This is a genomic window from Xanthomonas sp. NCPPB 1067, assembly GCF_020783795.1.
GTDB classification, from domain to species: domain Bacteria; phylum Pseudomonadota; class Gammaproteobacteria; order Xanthomonadales; family Xanthomonadaceae; genus Xanthomonas; species Xanthomonas melonis.
Map to the genome: position 1 here is coordinate 377,309 of NZ_JAJGQG010000001.1, position 23,996 is coordinate 401,304.

Annotated in this window: 24 protein-coding genes; 10 read left to right on the top strand and 14 right to left on the bottom strand. The window is 65.8% G+C overall.

All coding sequences use genetic code 11. The features are described 5' to 3' along the window. Nucleotides 1-376: 376 nt before the first annotated feature. Together LL962_RS01595 and LL962_RS01600 are read left to right on the top strand one after the other, a co-directional pair. Nucleotides 377-1,894: a peptide MFS transporter gene (locus tag LL962_RS01595; RefSeq protein WP_104586145.1), complete on the top strand. Its 1,518-nt coding sequence runs from the start codon at nt 377-379 to the stop codon at nt 1,892-1,894. Between the two features lie 11 nt (nt 1,895-1,905). Continuing rightward, a complete protein-coding gene (locus LL962_RS01600) occupies nt 1,906-2,496 on the top strand; it encodes a thioredoxin family protein (RefSeq protein WP_104586143.1) in 591 nt (196 codons plus the stop codon). A gap of 253 nt (nt 2,497-2,749) precedes the next feature. Here LL962_RS01600 and LL962_RS01605 read toward each other — a convergent pair whose 3' ends face one another. Then, entirely contained in the window at nt 2,750-3,238 is a 489-nt protein-coding gene (locus LL962_RS01605; RefSeq protein ID WP_228315636.1) for a MarR family winged helix-turn-helix transcriptional regulator, read from the bottom strand. A gap of 122 nt (nt 3,239-3,360) precedes the next feature. Here LL962_RS01605 and hppD point away from each other — a divergent pair, with 122 nt between their 5' ends. From hppD to hmgA, 3 genes are all read left to right on the top strand, one after another. Then, nucleotides 3,361-4,476 carry a 4-hydroxyphenylpyruvate dioxygenase gene (gene hppD / locus LL962_RS01610; RefSeq protein ID WP_208621394.1) on the top strand — a complete coding sequence of 372 codons (1,116 nt, stop codon included), beginning with the start codon at nt 3,361-3,363 and terminating at the stop codon, nt 4,474-4,476. Nucleotides 4,477-4,639: 163 nt separating this feature from the next. Continuing rightward, complete coding sequence (locus LL962_RS01615; RefSeq protein WP_228315637.1) at nt 4,640-5,020, top strand: endonuclease domain-containing protein; 381 nt, start codon at nt 4,640-4,642, stop codon at nt 5,018-5,020. Between the two features lie 71 nt (nt 5,021-5,091). Next, a complete protein-coding gene (gene hmgA / locus LL962_RS01620; RefSeq protein ID WP_104586135.1) occupies nt 5,092-6,405 on the top strand; it encodes a homogentisate 1,2-dioxygenase in 1,314 nt (437 codons plus the stop codon). Between the two features lie 197 nt (nt 6,406-6,602). On the opposite strand, the gene LL962_RS20870 is transcribed toward hmgA, so the two are convergent. Further along, complete coding sequence (locus LL962_RS20870) at nt 6,603-6,728, bottom strand: hypothetical protein (RefSeq protein WP_255626112.1); 126 nt, start codon at nt 6,726-6,728, stop codon at nt 6,603-6,605. A 110-nt stretch (nt 6,729-6,838) separates the two neighbouring features. On the opposite strand from LL962_RS20870, the gene LL962_RS01625 reads away from it, so the two are divergent. Continuing rightward, nucleotides 6,839-7,450, top strand: coding sequence for a lectin (locus LL962_RS01625; RefSeq protein ID WP_425478144.1), 612 nt, complete (start codon nt 6,839-6,841; stop codon nt 7,448-7,450). Between the two features lie 156 nt (nt 7,451-7,606). Here the strand turns inward: LL962_RS01625 and LL962_RS01630 are convergent, their stop codons facing one another. From LL962_RS01630 to LL962_RS01655, 6 genes are read right to left on the bottom strand one after another with little or no spacing between them, the layout of a single operon-like run. Further along, nucleotides 7,607-8,032 (bottom strand): Na+/H+ antiporter subunit G, encoded by a 426-nt coding sequence (locus tag LL962_RS01630; RefSeq protein ID WP_228315638.1) that lies wholly within the window; start codon nt 8,030-8,032, stop codon nt 7,607-7,609. Next, nucleotides 8,029-8,313, bottom strand: a complete 285-nt coding sequence (locus tag LL962_RS01635; protein WP_104586129.1) for a K+/H+ antiporter subunit F — start codon at nt 8,311-8,313, stop codon at nt 8,029-8,031. The genes LL962_RS01630 and LL962_RS01635 overlap by 4 nt, the downstream gene beginning before the upstream one ends. Continuing rightward, nucleotides 8,310-8,816, bottom strand: coding sequence for a Na+/H+ antiporter subunit E (locus LL962_RS01640; protein ID WP_228315639.1), 507 nt, complete (start codon nt 8,814-8,816; stop codon nt 8,310-8,312). Before LL962_RS01640 ends, LL962_RS01635 begins: the two co-directional genes overlap by 4 nt. Then, the gene (locus LL962_RS01645) at nt 8,813-10,357 is read right to left on the bottom strand and encodes a monovalent cation/H+ antiporter subunit D (RefSeq protein WP_228315640.1); all 1,545 of its coding nucleotides are present in this window, start codon (nt 10,355-10,357) and stop codon (nt 8,813-8,815) included. Before LL962_RS01645 ends, LL962_RS01640 begins: the two co-directional genes overlap by 4 nt. Beyond that, nucleotides 10,354-10,728 (bottom strand): Na+/H+ antiporter subunit C, encoded by a 375-nt coding sequence (locus LL962_RS01650; RefSeq protein WP_104586124.1) that lies wholly within the window; start codon nt 10,726-10,728, stop codon nt 10,354-10,356. Before LL962_RS01650 ends, LL962_RS01645 begins: the two co-directional genes overlap by 4 nt. Further along, nucleotides 10,728-13,556: a monovalent cation/H+ antiporter subunit A gene (locus LL962_RS01655; RefSeq protein ID WP_228315641.1), complete on the bottom strand. Its 2,829-nt coding sequence runs from the start codon at nt 13,554-13,556 to the stop codon at nt 10,728-10,730. Before LL962_RS01655 ends, LL962_RS01650 begins: the two co-directional genes overlap by 1 nt. A 169-nt stretch (nt 13,557-13,725) precedes the next feature. Here LL962_RS01655 and LL962_RS01660 point away from each other — a divergent pair, with 169 nt between their 5' ends. Continuing rightward, nucleotides 13,726-14,628, top strand: coding sequence for an NAD-dependent epimerase/dehydratase family protein (locus LL962_RS01660; RefSeq protein ID WP_228315642.1), 903 nt, complete (start codon nt 13,726-13,728; stop codon nt 14,626-14,628). A 166-nt stretch (nt 14,629-14,794) separates the two neighbouring features. Here the strand turns inward: LL962_RS01660 and LL962_RS01665 are convergent, their stop codons facing one another. The 5 genes from LL962_RS01665 to LL962_RS01685 all read right to left on the bottom strand — a co-directional run bounded on the left by LL962_RS01665 (nt 14,795) and on the right by LL962_RS01685 (nt 21,093). Beyond that, nucleotides 14,795-15,280, bottom strand: a complete 486-nt coding sequence (locus LL962_RS01665; RefSeq protein ID WP_104586120.1) for an Mpo1 family 2-hydroxy fatty acid dioxygenase — start codon at nt 15,278-15,280, stop codon at nt 14,795-14,797. 109 nt (nt 15,281-15,389) lie between these two features. Continuing rightward, nucleotides 15,390-16,985: a M4 family metallopeptidase gene (locus LL962_RS01670; protein ID WP_228315643.1), complete on the bottom strand. Its 1,596-nt coding sequence runs from the start codon at nt 16,983-16,985 to the stop codon at nt 15,390-15,392. Nucleotides 16,986-17,360: 375 nt separating this feature from the next. Next, nucleotides 17,361-19,223 (bottom strand): peptidoglycan-binding domain-containing protein, encoded by a 1,863-nt coding sequence (locus LL962_RS01675; protein ID WP_228315644.1) that lies wholly within the window; start codon nt 19,221-19,223, stop codon nt 17,361-17,363. 51 nt (nt 19,224-19,274) lie between these two features. After that, nucleotides 19,275-19,955 (bottom strand): hypothetical protein, encoded by a 681-nt coding sequence (locus LL962_RS01680; protein WP_228315645.1) that lies wholly within the window; start codon nt 19,953-19,955, stop codon nt 19,275-19,277. Nucleotides 19,956-20,166: 211 nt separating this feature from the next. After that, nucleotides 20,167-21,093 (bottom strand): phosphoribosylaminoimidazolesuccinocarboxamide synthase, encoded by a 927-nt coding sequence (locus LL962_RS01685; RefSeq protein WP_167395226.1) that lies wholly within the window; start codon nt 21,091-21,093, stop codon nt 20,167-20,169. Between the two features lie 208 nt (nt 21,094-21,301). Between LL962_RS01685 and LL962_RS01690 the strand changes: the two genes are divergently transcribed. Beyond that, the gene (locus tag LL962_RS01690; protein ID WP_104586116.1) at nt 21,302-21,631 is read left to right on the top strand and encodes a J domain-containing protein; all 330 of its coding nucleotides are present in this window, start codon (nt 21,302-21,304) and stop codon (nt 21,629-21,631) included. 92 nt (nt 21,632-21,723) lie between these two features. Here the strand turns inward: LL962_RS01690 and LL962_RS01695 are convergent, their stop codons facing one another. Continuing rightward, entirely contained in the window at nt 21,724-22,563 is an 840-nt protein-coding gene (locus LL962_RS01695; RefSeq protein WP_228315646.1) for an outer membrane protein, read from the bottom strand. Nucleotides 22,564-22,694: 131 nt separating this feature from the next. On the opposite strand from LL962_RS01695, the gene rpe reads away from it, so the two are divergent. Continuing rightward, a complete protein-coding gene (gene rpe / locus LL962_RS01700) occupies nt 22,695-23,366 on the top strand; it encodes a ribulose-phosphate 3-epimerase (protein WP_228315647.1) in 672 nt (223 codons plus the stop codon). Next, a complete protein-coding gene (locus LL962_RS01705; RefSeq protein WP_228315648.1) occupies nt 23,363-23,854 on the top strand; it encodes a GNAT family N-acetyltransferase in 492 nt (163 codons plus the stop codon). Before rpe ends, LL962_RS01705 begins: the two co-directional genes overlap by 4 nt. Nucleotides 23,855-23,996 lie beyond the last annotated feature (142 nt).

Sequence of the window (23,996 nt, forward strand, 5' to 3'; positions counted from 1 at the left end):
CCCCTCTCCCTGCGGGGCGAGAAGGCACGGCTTGCGCGCCACTGGCGCGCGTGCCTTGGCGTCCGCGTCGCAAACGCGGGCCGGGGCGCGGAGCGGGGGTTGGGGTGAGGGTACGGGCCTTATCCCGGGGACCAGCCACCATGCCAATGCTGGGAGATGGCGATCTGCACCGTCCGGCGACTTCGCACCCTCATCCTCCCTTCGGGCACCTTCTCCCGACGGGAGAAGGGGGGCGGTGCAGAGGTTCTTCCTACCCACCGGCATCAGGTCGCCGACGCCGGCGAATTTGACGCGTACATGACGTCTAAGTGATCCTCGCGCGTTGTCCGGGGATCGCCCGGGTGCCCCGCCATTACTGAATACGCAAGGGACTTCTATGAGCGTTGACGCTGCCGCGCCGACATCCGCTTCCACTCCGCCGCCGCCGGCGCCTCCCGAATTCCCCACCTTGCTGGGCCATCCGCGTCCGCTGTGGATGCTGTTCATGACCGAATTCTGGGAGCGCTTTGCGTTCTACGGCATCCGTTGGGCGCTGGTGCTGTACATCGTGGCGCAGTTCTTCGGCGGCGACGCCACCGGCCAGGCGCCGGCAGGTCGAACCTACGGCGCCTACCTGGCGCTGGTGTATGCGGCGGCGATCTTCGGCGGCTACGTGGCCGACCGCGTCCTCGGCTATCAGCGCTCGATCCTGGTCGGTGCGGCGGTCATGGCCACCGGCCTGTTCCTGATCGCCATCCCCGACCAGACCATGTTCGAGATCGGCCTGGCCACGGTGGTGGTCGGCAATGGCCTGTTCAAACCCAACATCTCCACCATGGTGGGCAAGCTGTACTCGGTGGCCGATCCGCGCCGCGACAGCGGTTTCACCATCTTCTACATGGGCATCAACCTGGGCGCGATGATCTCGCCGGTGCTGACCCAACTGCTGGCCGAGAAGGTGTTCGGCACCCAGGCGATGCCTTCTTACAAGATCGTGTTCATGGCCTCCGGCGTGGGCATGCTGATCAGCCTGGTGTGGTTCTGGATCGGCCGCGCCCAGCTCCGCGGCATCGGCGCGCCGACGCCCGACGCGCAGGGCATCGGCCGCGTGCTGATGGTGCTGGTGGGCTGCCTGCTGGCGATTCCGGGCGTGTACTTCCTGCTCGCCGTCGGTGCGGACGTGTTGCAGATCGTGCTGACGGTGCTGTTCATCGGCTTGTCGGTGATGCTGCTGGTCGAGGGCATCCGCGAAGGCAAGGTGCAGCGCGACAAGGTGATCGCCATGCTGATCATCTTCGCGTTCAACGTGCTGTTCTGGATGTTCTTCGAACAGGCCGGCAGCTCGTTCACCTTCCTGGCCGACAACATCGTCAACCGCGACTTCGGTGGCTGGACCTTCCCGACCGCGTGGTTCCAGTCGGTCAACTCCATCGCCATCATCACGCTGGCGCCGGTCGTCGCCTGGATCTGGGTCAAGTCCGGTCGCTTCAATCCGTCGATCCCGCGCAAGTTCGGCCTGGGCCTGATCTTCAACGGCCTGGCCTTCCTGCTGCTGATGTTCGCGCTGTCCAGCCTGGTCAGCGATGCCGGCAAGATTCCGTTCTGGACCTTGTTCATGGTCTACGTGATCCAGTCGGTGGGCGAGCTGTGCCTGTCGCCGATCGGCCTGTCGATGGTGACCAAGCTGGCACCGGTACGCCTGGTCGGTTTCGGCATGGGCGGCTGGTTTTTGTCCACCGGCATCGGCAACAACCTGTCGGGTATCTTTGCGGGACATGTCAGCGGAAGCGAAGGCATGAGCGTGTCTTCGGCGCTGGGCGGGTATACCTTCGGTTTTTGGGCGCTGCTGGGCGCCGGCGCGTTGCTGTTCCTGATCGCGCCGCTGATCAACAAACTCATGCACGGTGTGAAGTGAGGAGAAACGCGATGCCGATCAAACCGCTTGTCTGTGGCCTGTTGCTGACCGGCCTGCTGAGCGCCTGTGGGCAGCCTGACGACCAGCAGCAGGCACCGCGGCCGCTGGATACCTCGATGCAGAAGCCGCCGAGCGCCGATCCCAGCCAGCCGGTGTCCTCGGGCAACACCCCGACCGCCGCAGACATCGCTGCGGCGGCCGCGCTCAATGCGCAGTACGACCCCTCGCGCGACCCGGCCGCGGATCTGGAAACGGCCAAGGTCGAAGCCAAGCGTGGCGGCAAGCGCATCGTGCTGAACGTCGGCAACGCCGCCTGCGAGCCATGCAAGGCGCTGGACGAGGTGGTGGGCGGCGATGCCGAACTGCGCAGTTTCCGCGATGCGAACTTCGTGGTGGTCAAGGTCAACCGCGATGCGGCCAACGAAAACGCCGCGTTCCTGTCGCAGTTCGCCCAGCTCAACGATTTCCCCTCGCTGCTGGTCCTGGACAACGATGGCAAGTTGCTGACGACCCAGCCGGGCGCGGAGCTGCGCAAGGGCGAGGGATTCGATCGCAAGAAGCTGTTCGACTTCCTCAAGCAGTGGGCGCCACCGCAGGCCTGAGTGGTCTGCATGGTCTGGCCTGCATGTAAGGCGCGTGTCAGACCAGAGCGCGCTCCTGTGCGCTGGGTTCGCCTCGCAACGTCGCTGCGCGACGAGTGCGCCCCTCATCCGGCGCGATGCGCCACCTTCTCCCGCACGCGGGAGAAGGGAATGCCGTGGCACTGGTTCCCCGGTGCAATGCTCCCTTCCCCCGCTTGCGGGGGAAGGTGCCCGCAGGGCGGATGGGGGGAGCGGACGGGCGAAGCGCCCGCAGTCAGTCCTTGCCGGCCATGCGCGGCAGCCCGTCCTTGGCCAGCGTGTCGATCAGACGTTCCAGCAACTGCTGTTCCTCGGCACTGAAGACCGACATCAGCCGTTGTTCCATTTCGTTGACCAACGGAGCGACGGTCTCGTAGACCTGGCGCCCGGCCGGCGACAGCGCCAGCATCGAACGGCGGCGGTCGTCACCGTGGGTCTCGCGGCGAATGAAACCTCGCTCCAGCAGCCGGGCCACCGCCCGGCTGACCGCCACCTTGTCCATCGCCGTGCGGTCGGAGACCTCACTGGCCGACGACCCGGGGTACAGCGCCAGGATGGTGATCACGCGCCACTCGGGAATCGCCATGCCGTAACGATCGCCGTATACCTTGGCGATGTTGCTGCTGATGCGATTGGACAGCACGCTGAGGCGATACGGCAGGAACTGCTCCAGGTTGAGCAGCACGGGGTGTTGCAGCGGCTGGGGGGCGTCGAGATCGCTCATGCTGCGCTGTGTCTTGATTTTGGTTTCATTTGCAACTACAAACCGAGGGTGGCCTGCGCATTCTCGCGGGTCTTCTGCCACTCCGCATAGCCCTGCGGACACCCCAGCGTGGAGAAACGACGATGAGCGCACAACCGAACACCACCGCACACCGCCCGGATCCGGGTATGCAGGTCACCACCTTCGACAATCCGATGGGGATCGACGGGTTCGAATTCGTCGAGTTTGCCGCCCCGGCCGGACAAGGTGCGCAACTGCACGACTACTTCCGCAAGATGGGATTCAGCGCGGTATTGCGCCACCGCAGCCGTGCGATCACCGTCTACCGCCAGGGCGGGGTCAACTTCCTGCTCAACGAGGATCCCGATTCGTTCGCCGCCGACTTCGCCGCCGCGCACGGCCCCTGCGCTTGCGGGTTTGCGATCCGCTTCCGCACCCCGGCCGAGACCGTGCTGCAGGCCGTGCTGGGCAACGGCGGCGAAGCGGTGCAGAACAAGCCCGACACCCGTGCGGTGCCGGCGCCGGTGGTCAAGGGCATCGGCGACTGCATGCTGTACCTGGTGGACCGTTACGGCGAGGCAGGCAGCATCTACGACGCCGACTTCGAACCCATCGAAGGCGCCGATCAGCACCCGGCCGGTTTCGGGCTGACCTTCATCGACCATCTGACCCACAATCTGTACTTCGGCAACATGCAGCGCTGGTCGGACTACTACGAGCGCCTGTTCAACTTCCGCGAGATCCGCTACTTCGACATCAAGGGCGCCAAGACCGGGCTGGTGTCCAAGGCGATGACCGCGCCGGATGGCATCGTGCGCATCCCGCTCAACGAATCCTCCGACCCCAAGAGCCAGATCAACGAATACCTGGACGCCTACCAGGGCGAGGGCATCCAGCACATCGCCTGCTTCACCGACGACATCTATACCAGCGTGGAAAAGATGCGCGCCGCCGGCGTGAGTTTCCTGGACACGCCGGACACCTATTTCGATGTGGTGGATCTGCGCATCCCCGCGCACGGTGAAGACGTCGAACGGCTGCGCCGCAACAAGATCCTGATCGACGCCGACCCGGACACCAAGCAACGCAAGCTGCTGCAGATCTTCACTACCAACTGCATCGGCCCGATCTTTTTCGAGATCATCCAGCGCAAGGGCAATGAAGGCTTCGGCGAAGGAAATTTCCAGGCGCTGTTCGAAAGCATCGAGCGCGACCAGATCAAGCGCGGGGTGCTTTGAGGGCGGGGATTGGTGATTCGTCATTCGGGATTCGCTGAAGGCGATACGTCCAGTCGCCACATCGTCGGGAACCGGTTGTCCGACAAGACAACCAAGAAAGACTCACGCAGTTGAAGCCCCTCTCCCGACGGGAGAGGGGTTGGGGTGAGGGTACGGTGGAGCGATGAGAATCAAGCCGCCATTACCCACGGTTGCACTCGCCCACGCACGCGCATTGCGTCGCGACATGAGCGACGCAGAGCGTGCACTGTGGCGCCGTCTGCGTGGGAATCAGTTCCAAGGCTTCAAGTTTCGAAGGCAGCATCCGATTCCGCCGTACATCGCAGATTTTTGTTGCATTGAAGCCAGGTTGATTGTCGAGTTGGACGGATCGCAGCATCATGCCGTCGGCGACCAGGCAAGAACGCAATGGCTGCAATCGAAGGGTTGGGCGGTGCTGCGCTTTTGGAACAACGATGTACTGTTCTCACTCGATGCGGTGGTCGAGGCGATCTGTCATGTCATTGCGCCGCCGTACCCTCACTCCGACCCCTCTCCGACGTGAGAGGGGCTTGATCCACCCCAAGCCCAGCCTTCTGCGGTCGAGGAGGAGGGTCAACATCCGGACGCGCCACCATGCACAACCCGCAGCACTACATGACCGGCTTCGGCAATGAATTCGCAACCGAAGCTGTGGCCGGTGCCCTACCGGTCGGACAGAACTCGCCGCAGCGCGTGGCGCATGGCCTGTACGCCGAACAACTGTCCGGCACCGCCTTCACCGCACCGCGCGGTGCAAACCGGCGCAGCTGGCTGTACCGCATTCGTCCGGCCGCCGTGCATGGCAGCTTTTCGCTGATCGAGCAGTCGCACGTGCACAACGATTTCGGCAACGGCCCGGTGCCGCCGGACCAGATGCGTTGGAGTCCATTGCCGCTGCCAACCACGCCCACCGACTTCGTCGATGGCCTGTACACCATGGCCGGCAATGGAAGCCCGGAAGCGATGAGCGGCGTGGCAGTGCACCTGTATGCGGCCAACGCGTCCATGCGCGATCGCTTTTTCTACGACGCCGATGGCGAGCTGCTGCTGGTGCCGCAACTCGGCCGGCTGCGCGTGTGCACCGAACTCGGCGTGCTCGAACTGGAACCGCAGCAGATCGGGGTGATTCCGCGCGGCGTGCGGTTCCGGGTGGAGCTGCTCGATGGGCAGGCGCGTGGCTATGTCTGCGAGAACTTCGGCGGCCTGCTGCGTCTGCCGGATCTGGGGCCGATCGGCGCCAACGGCCTGGCCAATCCGCGTGATTTCCAAACCCCATGCGCGGCGTTCGAACAGCGCGAGGGCGCATTCGAACTGGTCGCCAAATTCCAGGGCCACCTGTGGCGCGCGGACATCGATCACTCGCCGCTGGACGTGGTGGCCTGGCACGGCAACTACGCGCCGTATCGCTACGATCTGCGCCGCTTCAATACCATCGGCTCGATCAGCTTCGATCACCCGGATCCGAGCATCTTCACCGTGCTGACCTCGCCCAGCGACACCCACGGCACTGCCAACATGGACTTTGCGATCTTCCCACCGCGCTGGCTGGTGGCGCAGCACACCTTCCGTCCGCCGTGGTTCCACCGCAATGTCGCCAGCGAATTCATGGGCCTGGTGCACGGCGTCTACGATGCCAAGGCCGAGGGCTTCGCGCCTGGCGGGGCATCGCTGCATAACTGCATGAGCGGGCATGGCCCGGATGCGGCCACCTTCGACAAGGCTTCGCAGGCGGATCTGTCGCGCCCGGACGTCATCGCCGACACCATGGCCTTTATGTTCGAGACGCGTGCGGTGCTGCGCCCCACTCGGCAGGCGCTGCAGGCCGCCCACCGGCAGGGCGATTACCAGCGCTGCTGGAATGGCCTGCGCGCCGGCTTCGAGGCGCCCACGACCGACGCGGCAGGCTAGCGGCGGCGATCGAACCCGCTGCGCGGCCGGCCGTGGCGTACAGCGGTGTCCGTAGGCGGCAGTCCATGCCGTCACGATGATTGTGTGGCCAAGCCCGCTTCCCGCCCAGCACTGCATGCAGCAGGCTGGACGGCGTGGTGGTCCCGGCCGTTGCCGATCGCACGCGATGGACGATGGACCACGCGTGTCTGGCCGCATCAGGCCGCCTGCAGCGCCTCGGGAAGCAGCTCGCCGATCCGGATACGCACGCGCTCGGCAGACGCCAGGGTGAGCGCGACCGATGAAGCGACGATGACATCGGCGGCGGCGTGCCGGCCGTGCATGGGCCTGCGCAAGGCAGGGATGCAGGTCCTGCACATCGCTGCGATGCAGCCTGTGTAGGCTGCGCAGAGACATCGGGAGCGAACGCATGATCTTCAGAACGCTGGGCTTGATGGGCATGCTGGCGGCCGTGGCCGGCTGCCATCGCACGGACGACGCGCCCGCGGCGTCGGTGTCGCCCGCACCGGTCGCGTCCGTTGGCGACCAGCCGACCGGAGCGGTGCCTCCGGCGACCGCCCCGGCAGGGACGTTTCCACCGCATCTGCGGCAGGCAGAGACCGCGCTCGCACGGATGGACGGCTACGGCGACCTGCGCCTGGGCATGGATGCAAGCCAGGCTCGCGCGGCCTGGGGCGGCGATCTGCGTGGCGATGCGGCCCCCGACGGTGGCTGCTACCTGCTACGCCCGCAATGGGCCGACGACGCGCGGCGCTTCGGTTTCATGTTCGAACAAGATCGCCTGGTTCGCTATCAGACCAACGAACCGAAGGAACTCGCGCCGGGCGGCGGCCGGGTCGGCATGACGCTGCCGCAGTTGCGCAGCCTGTACCCGGATGGGCTGGAGGCGCAGCCGCACAAGTACGTGCCCGGCGCGCAGACCCTGCGGCATGCCGATACGGCAGCGCGGTCGGCGCTGGTGTTCGAGACCGACGCCGACGGCAAGGTGCTCAGTTGGCGGGTCGGCCTGCCACCGCAGGTGGACTATGTGGAGGGTTGCGGATGAGCGATGTGGCGTGCCCGCGGACCAGTGCGTCGCCACGCCGGCCACGTACGCAGCGCTGGCAACGCCTCACCGGCAACGCCTCACGCCAGCCAGGTGGTACGCGGCACGTGGCCTACCGGGTCCAACGCCCGCCCGCAGCGCAATGCCGCGCGGCATTCAGCGCGGATCGGAGGATGGCCGCTCGTGCTGCCTGGCGCTCTCTACATTCTCGCCGACGTCCCCTTGCGTCGTCGGCGTTGGCAAGCCTTCGTTCTCCATCTCGCCGTGGTTGGGGACTTCCGGCCGGTCTTCCATCATCAGCGACAGCGCGGCCTTGGCCATCAGGTGGGCGCTGATCGGCGCGGTGATGAACAGGAACACGGTGATCAGCAGCTCGCGCGGCTGCGGGTCCACGCCCAGGAACAGGTGATATCCCACCGACGCCAGCAGCACGCAGCCCACCCCCAGCGTGCTGGCCTTGGTCGGCGCATGCAGGCGTTTGAAGAAATCCGACAGTTTCACCAGCCCGAACGCACCGATCAGGATGAAGAAGGTGCCCACCAGCAGCAGCGCACCGAGCAGGTATTCGGTCAGCGCGATCATTCGACGATGTCCCGCCGCAACACGTACTTGCTCAGTACCACGGTGCTGCCGAAGCCGAGCATCGCAATCACCAGCGCGGCCTCGAAATAGATCGGCGAGTCCAGATACATGCCCAGCAGCATCAGCTCGGCAATGGCGGTGATCGACAGGGTGTCCAGCGCCAGGATGCGGTCGGGCACCGACGGGCCGCGCAGCAGGCGCCAGAGCGCCATCAGCATGGCCAGGCCTACCGCGTGCATGCACACGACGATGGTCGATTCGATGAACGTGTGACCGGTCATGGAAAGATCTCCATCAGGGGCTTCTCGTAGCGATGCTTGATCTCGGCGATCAAGGCATCGGGATCGTCCAGATGCAGCACATGCACCAGCAGGTATTTGCGGTCGTCCGACAAGGCCGCCGAGACGGTGCCGGGGGTGAGCGTGATCATGCTGGTCAGCGCGGCGATGCCGTGGATGTTGGCGATCTCCAGCGGTACCCAGATGAAACCCGGATGGATACGCGATTCGGGTCCCAGGACCTGCATGGCCACCTTGATGTTGGAGCGCACGATATCGCCGGCGGCCACCAGCAGCATGCGCGGCACCGAGCGCAACGAGCCGATGCGCGCGAATTCGCGGTCCAGCCGTGCAGCGAAGATCGGCACCACCACGCCGAGCAATGCGCCCAACACCCACTGCTGCGGGCCGAAGCTGTCGCTGAGCAGCAGCCAGAACACGAACACCGTCACGCTCAACGGTGCCGACGGAAAGATCCGGCGTCGCCATGGCACACGGATGTTCATGGCGCCCTCCTTAGCGGCGCGCTGGCACGCACCTGGTCCACATAGGCGCCGGGGTCGCGCAACTGCGCGCCGGCGGCATCGGTGTAGCGCATCAACGGGTCGGCCGCCACCGTCATCGCAACCAGCGCAGTGAGCAGCAACAACGTGGCGGCGGTCTCCACCGGGCGCATGCGGCCACGGCGCTGCGGTTGCAGTTCGGGCGTGTCTTCGGCCGCGGCGGGCACGCGCCAGAACAGGCGCACACCGGCCCGGGTCAAGCCGATCACCACCAGCAGGCTGCCTCCCAGAATGGCGCCCCAGACCGGCCCGACCAGACCCTCGGGGACGTGCTGCAGCAACGCGGCCTTGGCCAGGAAGCCGGACAAGGGCGGCAGCCCTGCCACCGCGATCGCGGCGATCAGGAACATCGTGCCGGGAATCGCACGTCCGGGCAGGGGAGCGATGACTTCCTTGCGATCGCTGGCGCTGCCACGGCGTCGCCGGATCAAGTCCGACACCATGAACAGCGCGGCCGCCACGAAGCTGCTGTGCGGCAGGTAGTACAGGCCCGCGCCGAGCGCGCGCGCATCGTCCAGCGAGAAGGCGATGAACAACGTCGCCGCCGAAAACACCACCAGATACGACACCATCACCCGCAGGCGCGATGCCGCCATCACGCCGAAGGCGGCCATCAGCAGGGTCGCGATGCCCAGCCATAGCAGCGCATGCCGGCCAAATCCGTGCAACGCGCCAGCGCCGGCGCCGAACCACAGGCTGGAGATGCGCAAGGTCGCATACAGCCCCACCTTGGTCATGATCGCGAACAATGCCGCCACCGCCGCCGGAGCGCGCGAATAGGTTTCCGGCAGCCACAGATACAACGGCAGCAGTGCCGCCTTGCTGCAGAACACCACCAGCAACACTCCCAGCGTGGCCTTGGCCAGCGGCAGGTCCTGCGCCGGCAGCTCGGCGATGCGCTGCGACAGCTGCGCCATGTTGAGCGTGCCGAAGACGCCGAACAGCAGCCCCAGCGCGATCAGGAACAGCGTCGAGGCGCAGACGTTGAACACCACGTAATGCAGCCCCACGCGCATCTGCAGTCCGCGTCCGCCGCTGAGCAGCAGCCCGTACGAGGCGATCAGCATCACTTCGAAGAACACGAACAGGTTGAAGATATCGCCGGTCAGGAAGGCACCGTTCAAGCCCATCAGCTGGAACTGGAACAGCGCATGGAAATGCGGCGCGCGTCGGTCCCACCCGGCACAGGCATGCAGCAGGCACGCGGCCCCCAGCAGCAGCGTGGTCAGCAGCATCCACGCCGACAGGCGGTCGCCCATCAGCACGATGCCCAGCCGCGCCGGCCAGTTGCCCAGCAGATAGACCAGCACCTGACCATCGGCCGCGCGCGCGAACAACGCGATCACCGCGATCGCCAGCAGCAACAAGCTGGTCCACGCCACGCTGCGCTGTACGCGCGGCCCATAGCGGCGGTGCTCGACGAACAGCGAGGCGCAGGCGCCAAGCATCGGGATCAGGATCGGCAGGATCAGCAGATGATTCATCGCTGCGCCTCGCGCGTATCCACCCCGGTGGTCGCATCTTCATGCGCGTCCACATGATCGCTACCGTTGTCGCTGCGGCTGCGGATCGCCAGCACCAGGCTGACGGCGGTCATCGCGAATGCAATCACGATCGCGGTCAACACCAGCGCCTGCGGCAGCGGGTCGGTGTAATGCTGCAGGTCCACCGGTACCCCATCGCGCAGCACCGGCGCCTGGCCGCTGCGCAAGCGCCCGCCCGCGAAGATCAGCAGGTTGGTCGCATACGACAGGAAGGTCATCCCCAGGATCACGTCGAAGCTGCGCGCACGCAGCAGCAGATAGATCGCCAATGCGGTGAGGACGCCGATCGCGCTTGCCACTGCCAGTTCCATCAATGCTGCTCCGCGGTACGTGTCGAACGCCGGGCAGGATCGATCTCGCCACGCTGCGAGGTGCGCGTGCGCGACGGTTTGATCGTGCCCATCATCGACAGCATCAACATCGCCGCGCCGAATACCACCAGATACACGCCGATATCGAAGCCCAGCGCGCTGGCAAGTTCCAGCTCGCCCAGCAACGGCAACCCAACCGTGGCATGCCCGCTGCTCAGGAACGGCAGGCCGAACGCCAGCGCTCCCGCGCCGCTGAGCAGCGCGCACAGCAGGCCGACACCGATCAGCCGGATATAGTCGAAGCCAAAGCGCGACTCCACCGACGCCGCGCCCTGGATCACGTACTGCATCAGCAACGGCACCGCCAGCACCAGGCCGGCAATGAAGCCGCCCCCCGGGGCGTTGTGGCCGCGCAGGAACAGGAACAACGAGACCGTCAGGGTCAGCGGGAACATGATCTGCGCCAGATCGGCCGGCACCGGCAGCCGGATCGCCGGACCTGGCATGCTGCGCTCCGGCGCCATGCGCGAGCGCCGCAGCAGCGCATGCACCACCAGCCCGGCGATGGCGAACACGGTGATCTCGCCGAAGGTGTCGAACCCGCGGAAATCCACAAGGATGACATTGACCACATTGCGCCCGTACGCCTCCGGCAGCGCGCGCTGCAGCATCTCGCCGGCCACGGTGGGGCTGGGTTGGGTCATCAGCGTGTACGACAGCGCGGCCAGGCCGGCGCCGGCGATCACCGCAAGGGCGACATCGCGCAGCTTGCGCAGCCGCGCCTTCTCGGGCAGCGAGCGCTCGGGCAGGTAGTTCATCGCCAGCAACATCAGCACCAGGGTCATCATTTCCACCAGCAGCTGGGTCAGCGCCAGATCCGGCGCCGACAGGAACACGAAGGTCAGGCTGACCGCCAGCCCGGTGCCGCCCAGGACCAGCACCGCCAGCAGGCGTTGCCGGTACAGGAACAGGCTGCCCAGCGCGCACGCGATCATCAGCAGCCACACCATCCAGCCCAGCAGCGGCATCGGCGCCGGCGCGGGCCAGACCGGCAGCGCGCCACCCTGCAGGAACGGCATCGACGCCACGACTACGGCACTGAGCACCAGCAGCATCAGCATGCGCTGCAAGCTACCGTTGGTGACCGCATCGGTCATGCGCGCGGTGGAGGCGAACAGCGTGCGCAGATTCCAGTGGAACAGCGCCTTGCCGGGCGACCGGTTCTCGATCGCGTGCAGGTCCAGCGTACGGCGCAAGGTCATGTACAGCAGCGTGCCGCCGACGATGCCGGCGATGCTCATCGCCAGCGGCCAGTTGACGCCGTGCCACAGCGCCAGGCTGTAGTCGGGCAGCGCCTGGCCCAGGATGGCGGCGGCCCCGGCGCGCAGCACCGGCGCCACCGTCCACGCCGGTATCATGCCTACCGCCACGCAGATCAGCACCAGCACCTCCACCGGAATCTTCATCCAGCGCGGCGGCTCGTGCGGCGTGGTGTCCAGATCGCGCGGGCCGTCGCCGAAGAAGGTGTCGTGCACGAACCGCAGGCTATAGGCCACGCCCAGCAGACCGGCCAGCAGCGCGGCGATGCTGGCCAGCACACGCATCGACTGCGGCGCGTCGGTTTCCAGCGCCACCGCGAAGAACATTTCCTTGGACAGGAATCCGTTGAGCAACGGAATCCCGGCCATCGCCAGTGAGGCGGTGATCGCCAGCGCACTGGTGAACGGCATCAGACGGCGCAGGTTGCCCAGCTTGCGCATATCGCGCGTGCCGGTTTCGTGGTCGATGATGCCCGCGGCCATGAACAGCGATGCCTTGAACACCGCGTGGTTGAGCAGATGGAACACGCCCGCCACCACCGCCATCGGCGTGGACAGCCCGAACAGCATCGTGATCAGGCCCAGGTGCGAGATGGTCGAGTAGGCCAGCACGCCCTTGAGATCGTGCTGGAAGATCGCGTACCACGCGCCCAGCAGCAGCGTGATCGCGCCGATGCCGGTCACCGTATAGAAGAACAGGTCGGTCCCGGCCAGTGCCGGGTGCAGGCGCGCCAGCAGGAACACGCCGGCCTTCACCATCGTGGCCGAGTGCAGGTAGGCCGACACCGGCGTCGGCGCCGCCATCGCATGCGGCAACCAGAAGTGAAACGGAAACTGCGCGCTCTTGGTGAAGATACCCAGCAGCACCAGGCCCAGCGCATACGGATACAAGGCGCTGGCACGGAGCGTATCGCCAGCGGCCAGCACCGCATCCAGCTGAAAGCTGCCCACGATACGGCCGATCATCAGCACGCCACCCAGTAACGCGAGCCCGCCGCCGGCAGTCAGCACGAAGGCCATGCGTGCGCCGTCGCGCGCATCCCTGCGATGCGACCAGAAGCCGATCAACAGGAACGAGCTGATGCTGGTGAGTTCCCAGAACACCATCAACAGCAGCAGATTGCCCGACAACACCATGCCGAGCATCGCGCCCATGAACAGCAGCAGATAGGCGAAGAAGCGCGAGGCGCTGTCGCGCGCGCTCAGGTAGTAGTGCGCATACATCACCACCAATGCGCCGATGCCAAGCACCAGCAGCGCAAACATCCATGCCAGCCCGTCCATCCGCAACGAGAACCACAGGCCGATCTGCGGCAGCCACGCGTGTTCGCTGGCGACGATCTCGCCACGCAGCACCGCAGGCGTCAGCCAGGCCAGCACCAGCAACCCGGCCACCGGTGCGGCCGCCGCCACCCATGCGGTGATCGCGCGTGACGTGCGCCAGAGAAGCGCAACGGCCGCCGCCATCAGGAAGGGCAGGCCGAGCAGGATTTCCAACGGAAAAGGCATGCAGGGAACACGAGATTCGCGAGCAGGCCGTCGAGTTTAACAAAGCGTTGATTGACGCTGGCGTCAACGTGGCGCGACGCAGAGCAGTCGAGCGGTGGCTGCGGCGTGCCTGCGCGCCAGCGCGGTGGACTCGGTATGCTGTTCTCACCGCCGCCACCTTCGCTGCCCTGTGACCGCTGCCGATCCTGTTCCGTCCCCCGCCGTATCCGCGCCCCGCGCCCTGGTGTTCGGCGGTAGCGGCCAGATCGGCGAGCGCCTGCTGACCCGGCTGCTGAGTCGCGGCTGGCAGGTCACGGCATGGTCGCGTCAACCGCGCGCGACGCGGACGGGGCTGATCTGGAGACAAGGCGGCCTGGCGATGCCTGCGGCAGCAGGCGAGACGTTCGAGGCCATCTTCAGCTGCGGGCCACTGGATCATTTCGCGCGCTGGTACGCCGAAAACCCGGTGGTCGCCGCACGCATCGTCGCCTTCGGCTCCACCAGCGTCGAGGTCAAGGAACATTCCAGCGATCCGGCCGAGCGCGACGTGGCTCAGCGCCTGGCCATTGCCGAGCAAGCGCTGTTCTCCGCGGCGCAGGCGCGCGGCTGCGCCGCCACCGTGCTGCGCCCGACCCTGGTCTACGGTGCCGGGCGCGACAAGACGCTGACCCAGATCGCCGGGCTTGCCCAGCGCACCGGCGCCTTCCTGCTGCCCGCCAACGCCACCGGCCTGCGCCAGCCGGTGCATGTGGACGACCTGGCCAATGCCGCACTGGCCGTACTCGGGCAGGTGGCCACGCAGCAACGCAGCTATGCCGTGGGTGGTGGCGAAGTACTGGCCTACACGCAGATGGTGGAGCGGGTACTCGCCGCACTGCCACGACCGGCGCGCCTGTATCAGGTGCCGCCGAGCCTGTTCGGCCTTGCGCTGATCGCTGCCCATCGAATGGGACGCCTGCGCGGCATGAACGCGGCGGCGCTGCAGCGCATGCGCGATGACCTGGTGTTCGATCTGGAACCGGCGCGCCGCGATTTCGGTTATGTGCCACGCGCGTTCCGGCCGCTGCCGGAAGAGCTTGGCATCGGCGACTGAGCGTGGCCGACAGAACGTAGCGAGCAGTCGCTCCACGGGCGTGGAAGGCGCGCGCAGAACCGGAGGCTGCGCGCGTAGCGCCGATTCCAGGCGCCGGCCGGAATCAGCTGGCGGTGAGTGCAGCCGTTCTATCGGCTGTCCAAGCCGCCGGCAGACTGCCGCTGCCTCAGTAACGCCAGCCCAGTTGGCGATAGAGCTTGGCCAGCACCCAGATCGGCCCGATCAGCAGATAGGTCAGGTCGGTGAGAAAGCTCGGTTTGCGCCCTTCGATCTTGTGCCCCACGAACTGTGCGATCCACGCCAGCACGAAGACCGCCAGGCCGGTGGCGAACAGGCCGTCGAGCCCGATCCTGCTCTCGACCAGCCGGCACAGGCAGCCGAAGAAGAAGAAGATCCCCAACATGCCCAGACCCAGCGGGCGCGACAGCCGGTTGTAGTAGGACCATGCCGCGAACATCGTCAGCGCTGCCCAGACCCCGCTGGTGAACCAGGTACCGCCGACCGGAATGCACCACAGCAGGGCCACCACCGACCACAGGATGGCCGGCACCGCCAGCACATGGATCTGCTGGTTGGTGGCATTGCGGTGGTCGTCGGAATAGCTGGCGAAATAACGGTCGATCGGTCGCGCGGTCGTAGTGCGTTCGGTCATGTTCCCTCCCAGGAATGACCCAAGCATACGCGTGCGCACCGCTGCAGTGGTGCGCACGCATCAGCGCTGCCCTGCCGTGCCGTCGGTGGGCGGCACGGCACCGATGCGGTCAGTTGACCGACACCGCGCTCCAGGCGGCCGCCACGGCGCGGTACTGCGTGGAGCTGCTGCCATACAGGTCGGTGGCCGCACTCAGCGTGGCCCGGCGCGCGGCTGCATAGTTGGTGGACGAGGTCATGTAGACCGTGAGCGCGCGGTACCAGATGCGGCTGGCGGCGGCACGGCCGATCGCGGTCAACGCGGTATTGCCATTGCAGACCAGCCCGGCCGGTGTCAGGTTGTAGCTGGTGCCCGCACCGAAACCGCTCGGCACTACTGCACCTTCGGCCAGCAGATAGTAGAAATGGTTCGCCACGCCGGAGCTGTAATGCACATCGATCGAGCCCAGGTTGCTGCGATAGCAGTCCGGCGAATCGCCATCCAGGCTGGGCTTGAACATGTAGCGTAGCGCCAGCGTCCCGCTGCTGTTGCCGGCGATGAGTTTTTCGCCGATCAGATAGTTGCCCGGCTGCGCGCTGTTGTTGGCGGAAAACTCCACCATCGCGCCCATGATGTCGGAGGTGGCCTCGTTCAAGCCGCCCGATTCGCCCCCATACACCAGCCGCGCCGAGCGACTGGTCACGCCGTGGGTCATCTCGTGGCCGGCAACGTCCACCGAGACCAGTGGCGTGAACGTGCTGCCGTCGCCATCACCGAAGGTCATGCAGAAACAGCTGTCGGACCAGAAGGCGTTGTTGTAGCGGTTGCCGTAGTGCACGCGGCTGCGCGCACCGCGCCCATCGTTGGCGATGCCGCTACGCGCGTGGATGTTCTTGAAGTAATCCCAGGTCAGCGAGACGCCGTAGTGCGCATCCACCGCCACCGTGGCGGCGTCGCTGTTGGCACCGTTGCCCCAGGCGTTGTCGGCATCGGTCAGCAGCGTGCCGTTGCCGGAGGTGCCGTTGCGCATGGTATAGGTCGCACCGCCACCGCGACCGAGATCGGTCAGCTCGAATCCACTGCTGCACCGCGTGCTGGCCAGCGGTACGCTGCCCGCGTACAGGGCGCGCCCGCTACCGGCTGCGGCGGTGCCGCCCGCGCACGCGGTATGCACCGTATCCCAGGACTCGAGAATGCGCCGATCCACCGCATCGACGATGTAATGCATTTCGGTCGGCGTCTGGTCCGGCTTGATGCCGCTGTAGACCACATCGTAGACCAGGCGTGGCGCTCCCTGGCGCGCATAGATCGCCAGGCTGGCACGCGGTGCTGCGTCCTGCGCCACGTCGAATTGCGCAGCGGCCACGCGTAACGCAGTGGCGGCATCGATCCCGGGTACGAGGCTGGGGCGCAACGACGTATCCAGGGTCTGGCTCAGCTGCCGCATCACCCCGCGGCGCGAATGCACCACCACATCGCCGCCGATCACCGGCAGGCCCTGGTAGGTACGATCGAAACGCACATGCTCGCTGCCATCGGCATCGACGATGCTGTCGCGCGCGATGAAGACATCGGCAGGTGCACGATTGGCCAGGGCCGAGGCGGTGTTGCCCAGCAAGCCCTGCGCACGCGAGACCGCCGCGTTGGCAGACAGATCCGCCGCGGTGGCGGCAGCAGAAAACGACAGCGCGCAGCAGATGGCCGCGCCCAACAGATGGAATTGCATGACGACTCTCTCCCAGAACGTGCAATGCAAGAAGCCGGCGGGATACCACACCAGCGCCGGTCGCGATCGGCAGCAGCTGCCGGCAGACAAGCTGGCACACTCCAGAACGGGGAAGTAGTAAAAGTTAAAGCCGTCTTACGATCTGTGCGCACGGCCACCTTGTGCTGCGGAAGCCCATCGCAGAGCGGGCAGGTTTGCGCGCCACGGCGGCGGGCAAATACATCGTTATCTGTACCGCTAGCAGCTGCACACCCGGCGCGGCGCCTACCCGCAGCGATTGGTCCGGGGCAGCCTGCCGTGCGCGCAACATCAGGGAGTGGTAAAAAAAAACCGGCCAGAGGACTGACCGGCTTTCATCATCACTTTGCTGCGGCGTCAGCGGCCGCCGATGGCGACCTTCTGCTGTTGGTCCTGCATCTGCTGCTGTTGCGTCTGACCGGCGAGCAGCTGCGCGCTGGTCTGCTCCAGCGGGGGTGCCGGCTGATTCAGATCCACCGCGGCCCTGAAGCCGCGCGTGGTCCCCATCACGAACGCCTTGCCGTCCTGCACCATCACACTTTGCAACTTGTCCGGGCTGTCGATGCCGTTTTGCTTGGCCTGCAAGGTGATATTGGCAGCGGCCTCGTTGGAAATCACGCTCGGCAGTTTGCTGCGAATTGCGTTGTGCAACGCATGGTCCGGATGCGATGCATCGTTGAGCGACAGACCTGTCGAAGCCGCGACCGGGGCATCGGCCGCCCTGGCCGCAGGCGCCGACAACGCCGCCCGCGTATCGCGGCCGACGACTCCGTCCTGCTGCAGCCCATGCTGCTTCTGGAATGCCATCACCGCTTCGCGCGTGTTATCGCCAAAGCGCCCGTCCTCGGCGAGTCGATTGCCCTGCGCGTCGCGTACACCCAGCCGGTTGAGATCTTGCTGCAGCGACTGCACTTCGCCTCCGCGAGCTCCGTGCTTCATGAGGTGATGAGAGGTGATTCCGTTCGAGAAAGGGTGAGCTGGCGACACACTGGTGTGTGTCTGAGTGCGTGCTGCAGGCGGCTCGGACGTACCATGCAGTGGTGCACGCACCTGGAACTCGGGTTTCGGAGTCAACGCGCCGACAATACGCGTTCCGCCGCCGTCCCAATAGCCACCGGGACTGATCGTGACCTCTGCAGGTCCCGTGCTGCCTTGAGAGCCGATGAACTGGATGTTTCCTTTGGCGTCGTAACCCTTGAAGATGCCGACATGCTGGCCCTGCGATGATGAAAACATCAGGATGTCGCCCTGGTGCAGGCTTCCATTTGGCTTGCGTGCTTCTGCAGCCGAAGTGACATCGAAATGTTCGCGTGCATATGCTGTGGTATTGGCACCATTGAACAATTTGGCAGTCGTGAAGCCAGCCGCGTTTTCGCCGGGCACATCGTATCCGGCGTTCTTGAGCCCGCGCCAGACAAAGGCGGAGCAGTCCACGCCCAGGCGTCCGTCGCCATCTGCGTCACGCTCCAACCGACTACTGTCGCGGCCTGGGCGTGGATGATCGGGGCGACCGTACTCGTACCGCCGACCTTCGCCCAGGAAATGCTGGTACGCCTCGTTGTAGACGGCAGCGCCGGTGGCGGCTGCTGCCGTTTGACTGGCTGTAGGTGCGGTTGTAGCGGGCGTCGTGGATGATGGCGTCTGTGGCTGTCCCACTGATGGCGTATGTGAAGGCTGCTGGGTGATCGTTACCTCGCCCGCGCGCCAGCCCTCGAAACGCCGAATTCCGTCCGCGAGCACCTCGCGTTCGCGCACGCTCATCTGTCCGACGGTCTTCTCGCGCAGATCCACGCCGTGTCGATCTCCTTCCGCAAAGATCGCGGCTGCCTGTTCCTTGTGGTGGGTGCGACCACTGTAATCAGCGGTTGAATAACTTGGCAGAATTTCTTCGACTGTCTTTTCAGCGAAGCGATGCTCCAGGAGCTGGATCTTGGCAGCCCGACCGGCTTCGTAGCTTTCAAAGACGGCGTTACCCCATTGATCCAGCCCGACCACGCCTTGATAGCGATTCTGTGCCGCTTCGAGTGCCTGCTCGCGGGTGCGGGGGTTATTGACGGTCTTATCGGCACTTCCGGCAAATTCGAATTTGAGGTTGCCGGGATTGTTGTTACGCCACGAGACGGTGCCACCGGAGCGGGTGATGACGCTGCCGTCATCCATTTCCAGCGTACGCGTCGTGCCCACACTACTGACCACACGGGTAATCTTGGGATCCGACATGAGCTGTTCCTTTGCTGAGTGGTTGGTCGAACCTGATGTGTGTTGTCTGACTTACAGTCCGTCCGAAAATACGTCCAGTGCCTCCGCGCTGACCCATCCCTGCGCGCAACTGCCAACATACCGTCCGGGTGCTGCTGCATGGCAGGCATCACCACGTGCAGGCGTCATACGCTTGATCGGCCTATCACCATACGTCTTGCAAAGCACATTGTTTTTGCACTTTGCAACGCTGTCTGCTGGGATTGCGACGACGTAATAATAAAGCGGGTTCTGTCCTGCGCGGCCGATCGCCTGGACGCAGACGAGCTGACCTTGTGCCAGGCTGGCATTCGCCGTTGCGCTGCTGCCTGTGGTGGGCACCGTACTCAATGCATCCACACCCTTGGCTTGTGCAACGCCAGCGAAGAACCCATCAACGCCACAATCGGGCGACAGCTCTACGTCGTAAAAATCACCGCTATCGACATTGCCTGCGGTGCAGCCTTTCGCCGTCTTTGCATCCGTGCACTTGACGCCGCTGGCTTGTATCAGCGCGGCAATTGTGTCGTTTAACGATGCACTTGCAGGTGCTGAGGGTGCTGAGGGTGCAGTTGACGCAGTAGGCGCGGCTGGCAATGCGGCAGGCGCGGCAGACTCGCCTGCACTGCAGGCGCTCAATACGAGCAGTGAACCGGAAAGCATGGCGCCGCAGAGCGCGCGTGAGTGGCCGAGAAGTAGACGTGACAGAGCCATTGCGACCTCATTGGAGAGAGGCGCGCCATCGCGGCGTGCCTGATGGGGTATGTGCCAATGCACGTGGATGGCCGTTGTGAACTTTCACGCACGGCTGCCAACGGGCTCCGGCGGCCTCTTGGATCGGGTCCAGGCGCGCCGAGTATGTCGGCGCTCAAGTCATGGCGGCGTCAGTGCGACTCAAAGCCCCTGACAGCGGGGCGCCACCCCATCAATCGACCGAAATACCCGCCAGCCGTTGCAGTGCTTCGGCATACTTCGCACGCGTGCGATCGATCACTTGCGCTGGCAGGCTGGGGCCCGGCGCGGTCTTGCCCCAGTCCAGGGTCTCCAGATAGTCGCGCACGAATTGCTTGTCGTAGCTCGGCGGGCTGGTGCCCAGTTCGTATTGATCGGCCGGCCAGTAGCGCGACGAATCCGGCGTCAGCATCTCGTCCATGATGTAGAGACGACCATCGGCGTCGGTGCCGAATTCGAACTTGGTGTCAGCCAGCAGGATGCCGCGTTCGGCGGCGAAGTCCGCCGCGAAACGGTAGATGCGCAAGGTGGCATCGCGCACGCGCTCGGCCAGCTCGGCGCCGACGGTCCTGACCATCGCATCGAAGTCGATGTTCTCGTCATGGTCGCCGACGGCGGCCTTGGTGGACGGGGTAAAGATCGGTTCGGGCAGTTTCTCGGCCTGGCGCAGGCCGTCGGGCAGTTCGATACCGCTGATCTTGCCGGTACGCTGGTAATCCTTCCAGCCGCTGCCGATCAGATAGCCGCGGGCGATCGCTTCCACCGGCACCGGCTTGAGCTTGCGCGTCACCACCGCACGTCTGGCGTACAACGCCGGGTCCACGCCGTCGGGCAGCACCTGCTCCACGCCAATGTCGACCAGATGATTGGGCATCAGGTGTTCGGTCTTGTGGAACCAGAAGTTGGAGACCTGGCAGAGCATTTCGCCCTTGCCAGGAATCGGATCCGGCAGCACCACGTCGAACGCCGACAGGCGGTCGGTGGCCACCATCAACAGGTAGTCGCCCGGCGGAGCATCCGCGGGCAGACGGTCGCGCGGGATATCGAAGACATCGCGGACCTTGCCACGGTGACGCAACGGTAGGCCGGGCAGATCGGATTGCAACAGCGTGGTCGACACAGGCACTCCTAAGGACGTCGCAATGACGCTGTCCCCGGGACCCGGCGGGCCCGCGGGTGGGCAGCGGGCCGCGTAGTGTACGGCGCTTCGTGGCGGTCCGCTGGTTTTATCTGGTTGCCGTGCAGGCACGCCGTGGACGCCGCGTCAGCCAGCCCGAACAGGCGTTCGGGTAAGATCGCCTGCCCGCCTTCCCCGCCCCCGATCGCCCATGTCCTGGTACGGAAAACTGCTCGGCGCATTGGCCGGCGCCCTGCTGTTTCGTGGCGCGCCCTTCGTGGGGCTGATGATCGGCCTGGCGATCGGGCACGCGGTGGACGCCGGCTGGTTCAAGCGCCGGGCAGAGAACCCGTACGAGGCGCTGGGGCTGGAGCCGGACGCCACCACTGCCGAGGTCGATCTGGCCTATCGCCGGCTGATGTCGCGCTACCACCCCGACAAGGTGGCCAATGCCGAGCCGGAGGCGCGCCGCCAGGCGGAGCGGAAGGCCAGCCAGATCAACGCTGCCTACGACCGCATCCAGCGGATGCGCAAGCGCTGAGCGCAGCGCCCGGGCACGATGCCCGGCAGTCGCGCGGGCGCGCCATGGCCGCGTCGTCGGGCCTGACATGGCAGCCAGGCCCGGGGCATGCCTCAGAAGCGGTAGCCGACGGTCAGACGAACCGCATTGGTCGAAAAATCGGTATCGGTACGGCGCAGATCGGTGCCGGCCGGATTGACCCGCAGGAACGGATTGGTCGCCGGCGCAGTGCCCGGCCCGACGCGCACGCGGGTGTCGTCGTCCTGCAGGCGGGTGTACAGATACTCCACGCCCACCGAGACATGGTCGCTCAAGCGCCGCTGCAGGCCGATGCCGGCCTGATAGCCATCGGCACTGTCGCCACCGCGGCCGGTGAAGCTGTTGGCGGTATTGCTGCTGGTGAAGCCGTGGTCGAACTCGCCGCGCGCCACGCCGGCGGTGACGTACGCCAGGTAATCGCCCTGCGCGCCGAACGCGTAGCCGAGACGGCCGCGCAATGCCGCGGTACGGTTGAGCTGGCGGGTGAAGGTGTACAGCGCCGGGGTGGTGCTGAAGGCGCTGACGCTGTCGCGGATATCGTTTCGGGTGTATTCGGCCACCACGCCGTAGACCCAGCTGCCGGCCTGCCAGTCGTAGCCCAGCCGCGCGCCGTACTCGGCACCGCCCTTGTCCTTGCTGCAGCCGTTGGCCGGGGTGCGTCCGGCCGCGGCGCCGCCGCAGAACCCGGGCGAAAACGCATCGGCACCGGTGGCGGTGCTGACCTGGTCGCCGTCGCGGCCGTTCAGATCGGTGTCGAAGCCGAAGCGGCCCCCAGAGACACCGGCCGGGTCGGCACCGCCGACATTGGCGCCTATGGAGAAGCCGGACCAGTCGGCCGGGCCGGATTGCGCCCAGGCCGTGGGGGCCAGGGCCAGCAGAACGAGGGCTGTGGAAGCGAGCGGGGTGGTTTTCATGTGGTCTCCTCGGATCGGGCGCGGCGCGCCGGTCTTGGAGCATACGCAGTCGAGTCCGCCACGGATGCATGCCTTTCCTCACACGGCAGCGGTTGCGACAATGGTCCATTCCGTCTTCCTACGAGCTGCCCATGCAATCGACGGCGATCGCCCCGTCCATCCTGTCCGCCGATTTCGCCCGCCTGGGCGAGGAAGTGAACAACGTCCTGAAGGCCGGCGCCGACTGGGTGCACTTCGATGTAATGGACAACCACTACGTGCCCAATCTCACCATCGGCCCGATGGTCTGCCAGGCGCTGCGCAAGCATGGCATCGTCGCGCCGATCGACGTGCACCTGATGGTCGAGCCGGTGGACCGCATCGTGCCGGATTTCGCGCAGGCAGGCGCCACCACCATCAGCTTCCATCCCGAAGCCAGCCGCCACGTGCATCGCACCATCCAACTGATCAAGTCGCATGGCTGCCAGGCTGGCCTGGTGCTCAATCCGGCCACCCCGGTGGATATCCTGGATTGGGTGCTGCCGGAGCTGGACCTGGTGCTGGTGATGTCGGTCAATCCCGGTTTCGGCGGCCAGGCCTTCATTCCTTCCGCCCTGGACAAACTGCGCGCCATCCGCAGCCGGATCGACGCCACGGGCAAGCCGATCCGGCTGGAGATCGATGGCGGGGTCAAGGCCGACAACATCGGCGAGATCGCTGCGGCCGGGGCGGACACCTTCGTTGCCGGCTCGGCCATCTTCAATGCATCCGACTATGCTCAGGTGATCGCGCAAATGCGCGCGGCAGTGGAGGCGGTGCGGTGAGCCCGGCCACCCCGCGCATCCGCACCGCCACGCCAGACGATGTGCCGCTGCTGCATGAGCTGATCACGGCGCTGGCGGTCTACGAGCGCGAGCCGGAGGCGGTGAAGGCCGGCCCCGACGATCTGCGCGCCAGCCTGTTCGGCGACGCCGCCACCGCGCACGCGCTGATCTGCGAACAGGATGGCCAGGCGCTGGGATTTGCGGTGTATTTCTTCAATTACTCCACCTGGCTGGGCCGCAACGGCCTGTATCTGGAAGATCTGTTCGTGCGGCCGGAAGCGCGCGGCAAGGGCGCGGGCCTGGCGCTGTTGCGGCACCTGGCACAGCTGGCCGTGCAGCGCGGCTGCGGGCGTTTCGAATGGTCGGTGCTGGACTGGAACCAGCCGGCGATCGATTTCTACCAGGCGGTGGGCGCCCGCCCGATGGATGGCTGGACCGTCTACCGGCTCGACGGCGAGCGTCTGGCCGCCTTTGCCGCCAGCGGTTGAGTGGGGCGTCAACCCTGGCGCGCGCGGGCCGATTTGGTACGACGATTCAGGCTGGGCGCTAATAGGTCGCCCCTGAAAAACCCCTCTCAAGCACCAACTACCATGTTTGCGGGCCACACGGTGCTTGAGGACGTTGAGGAAC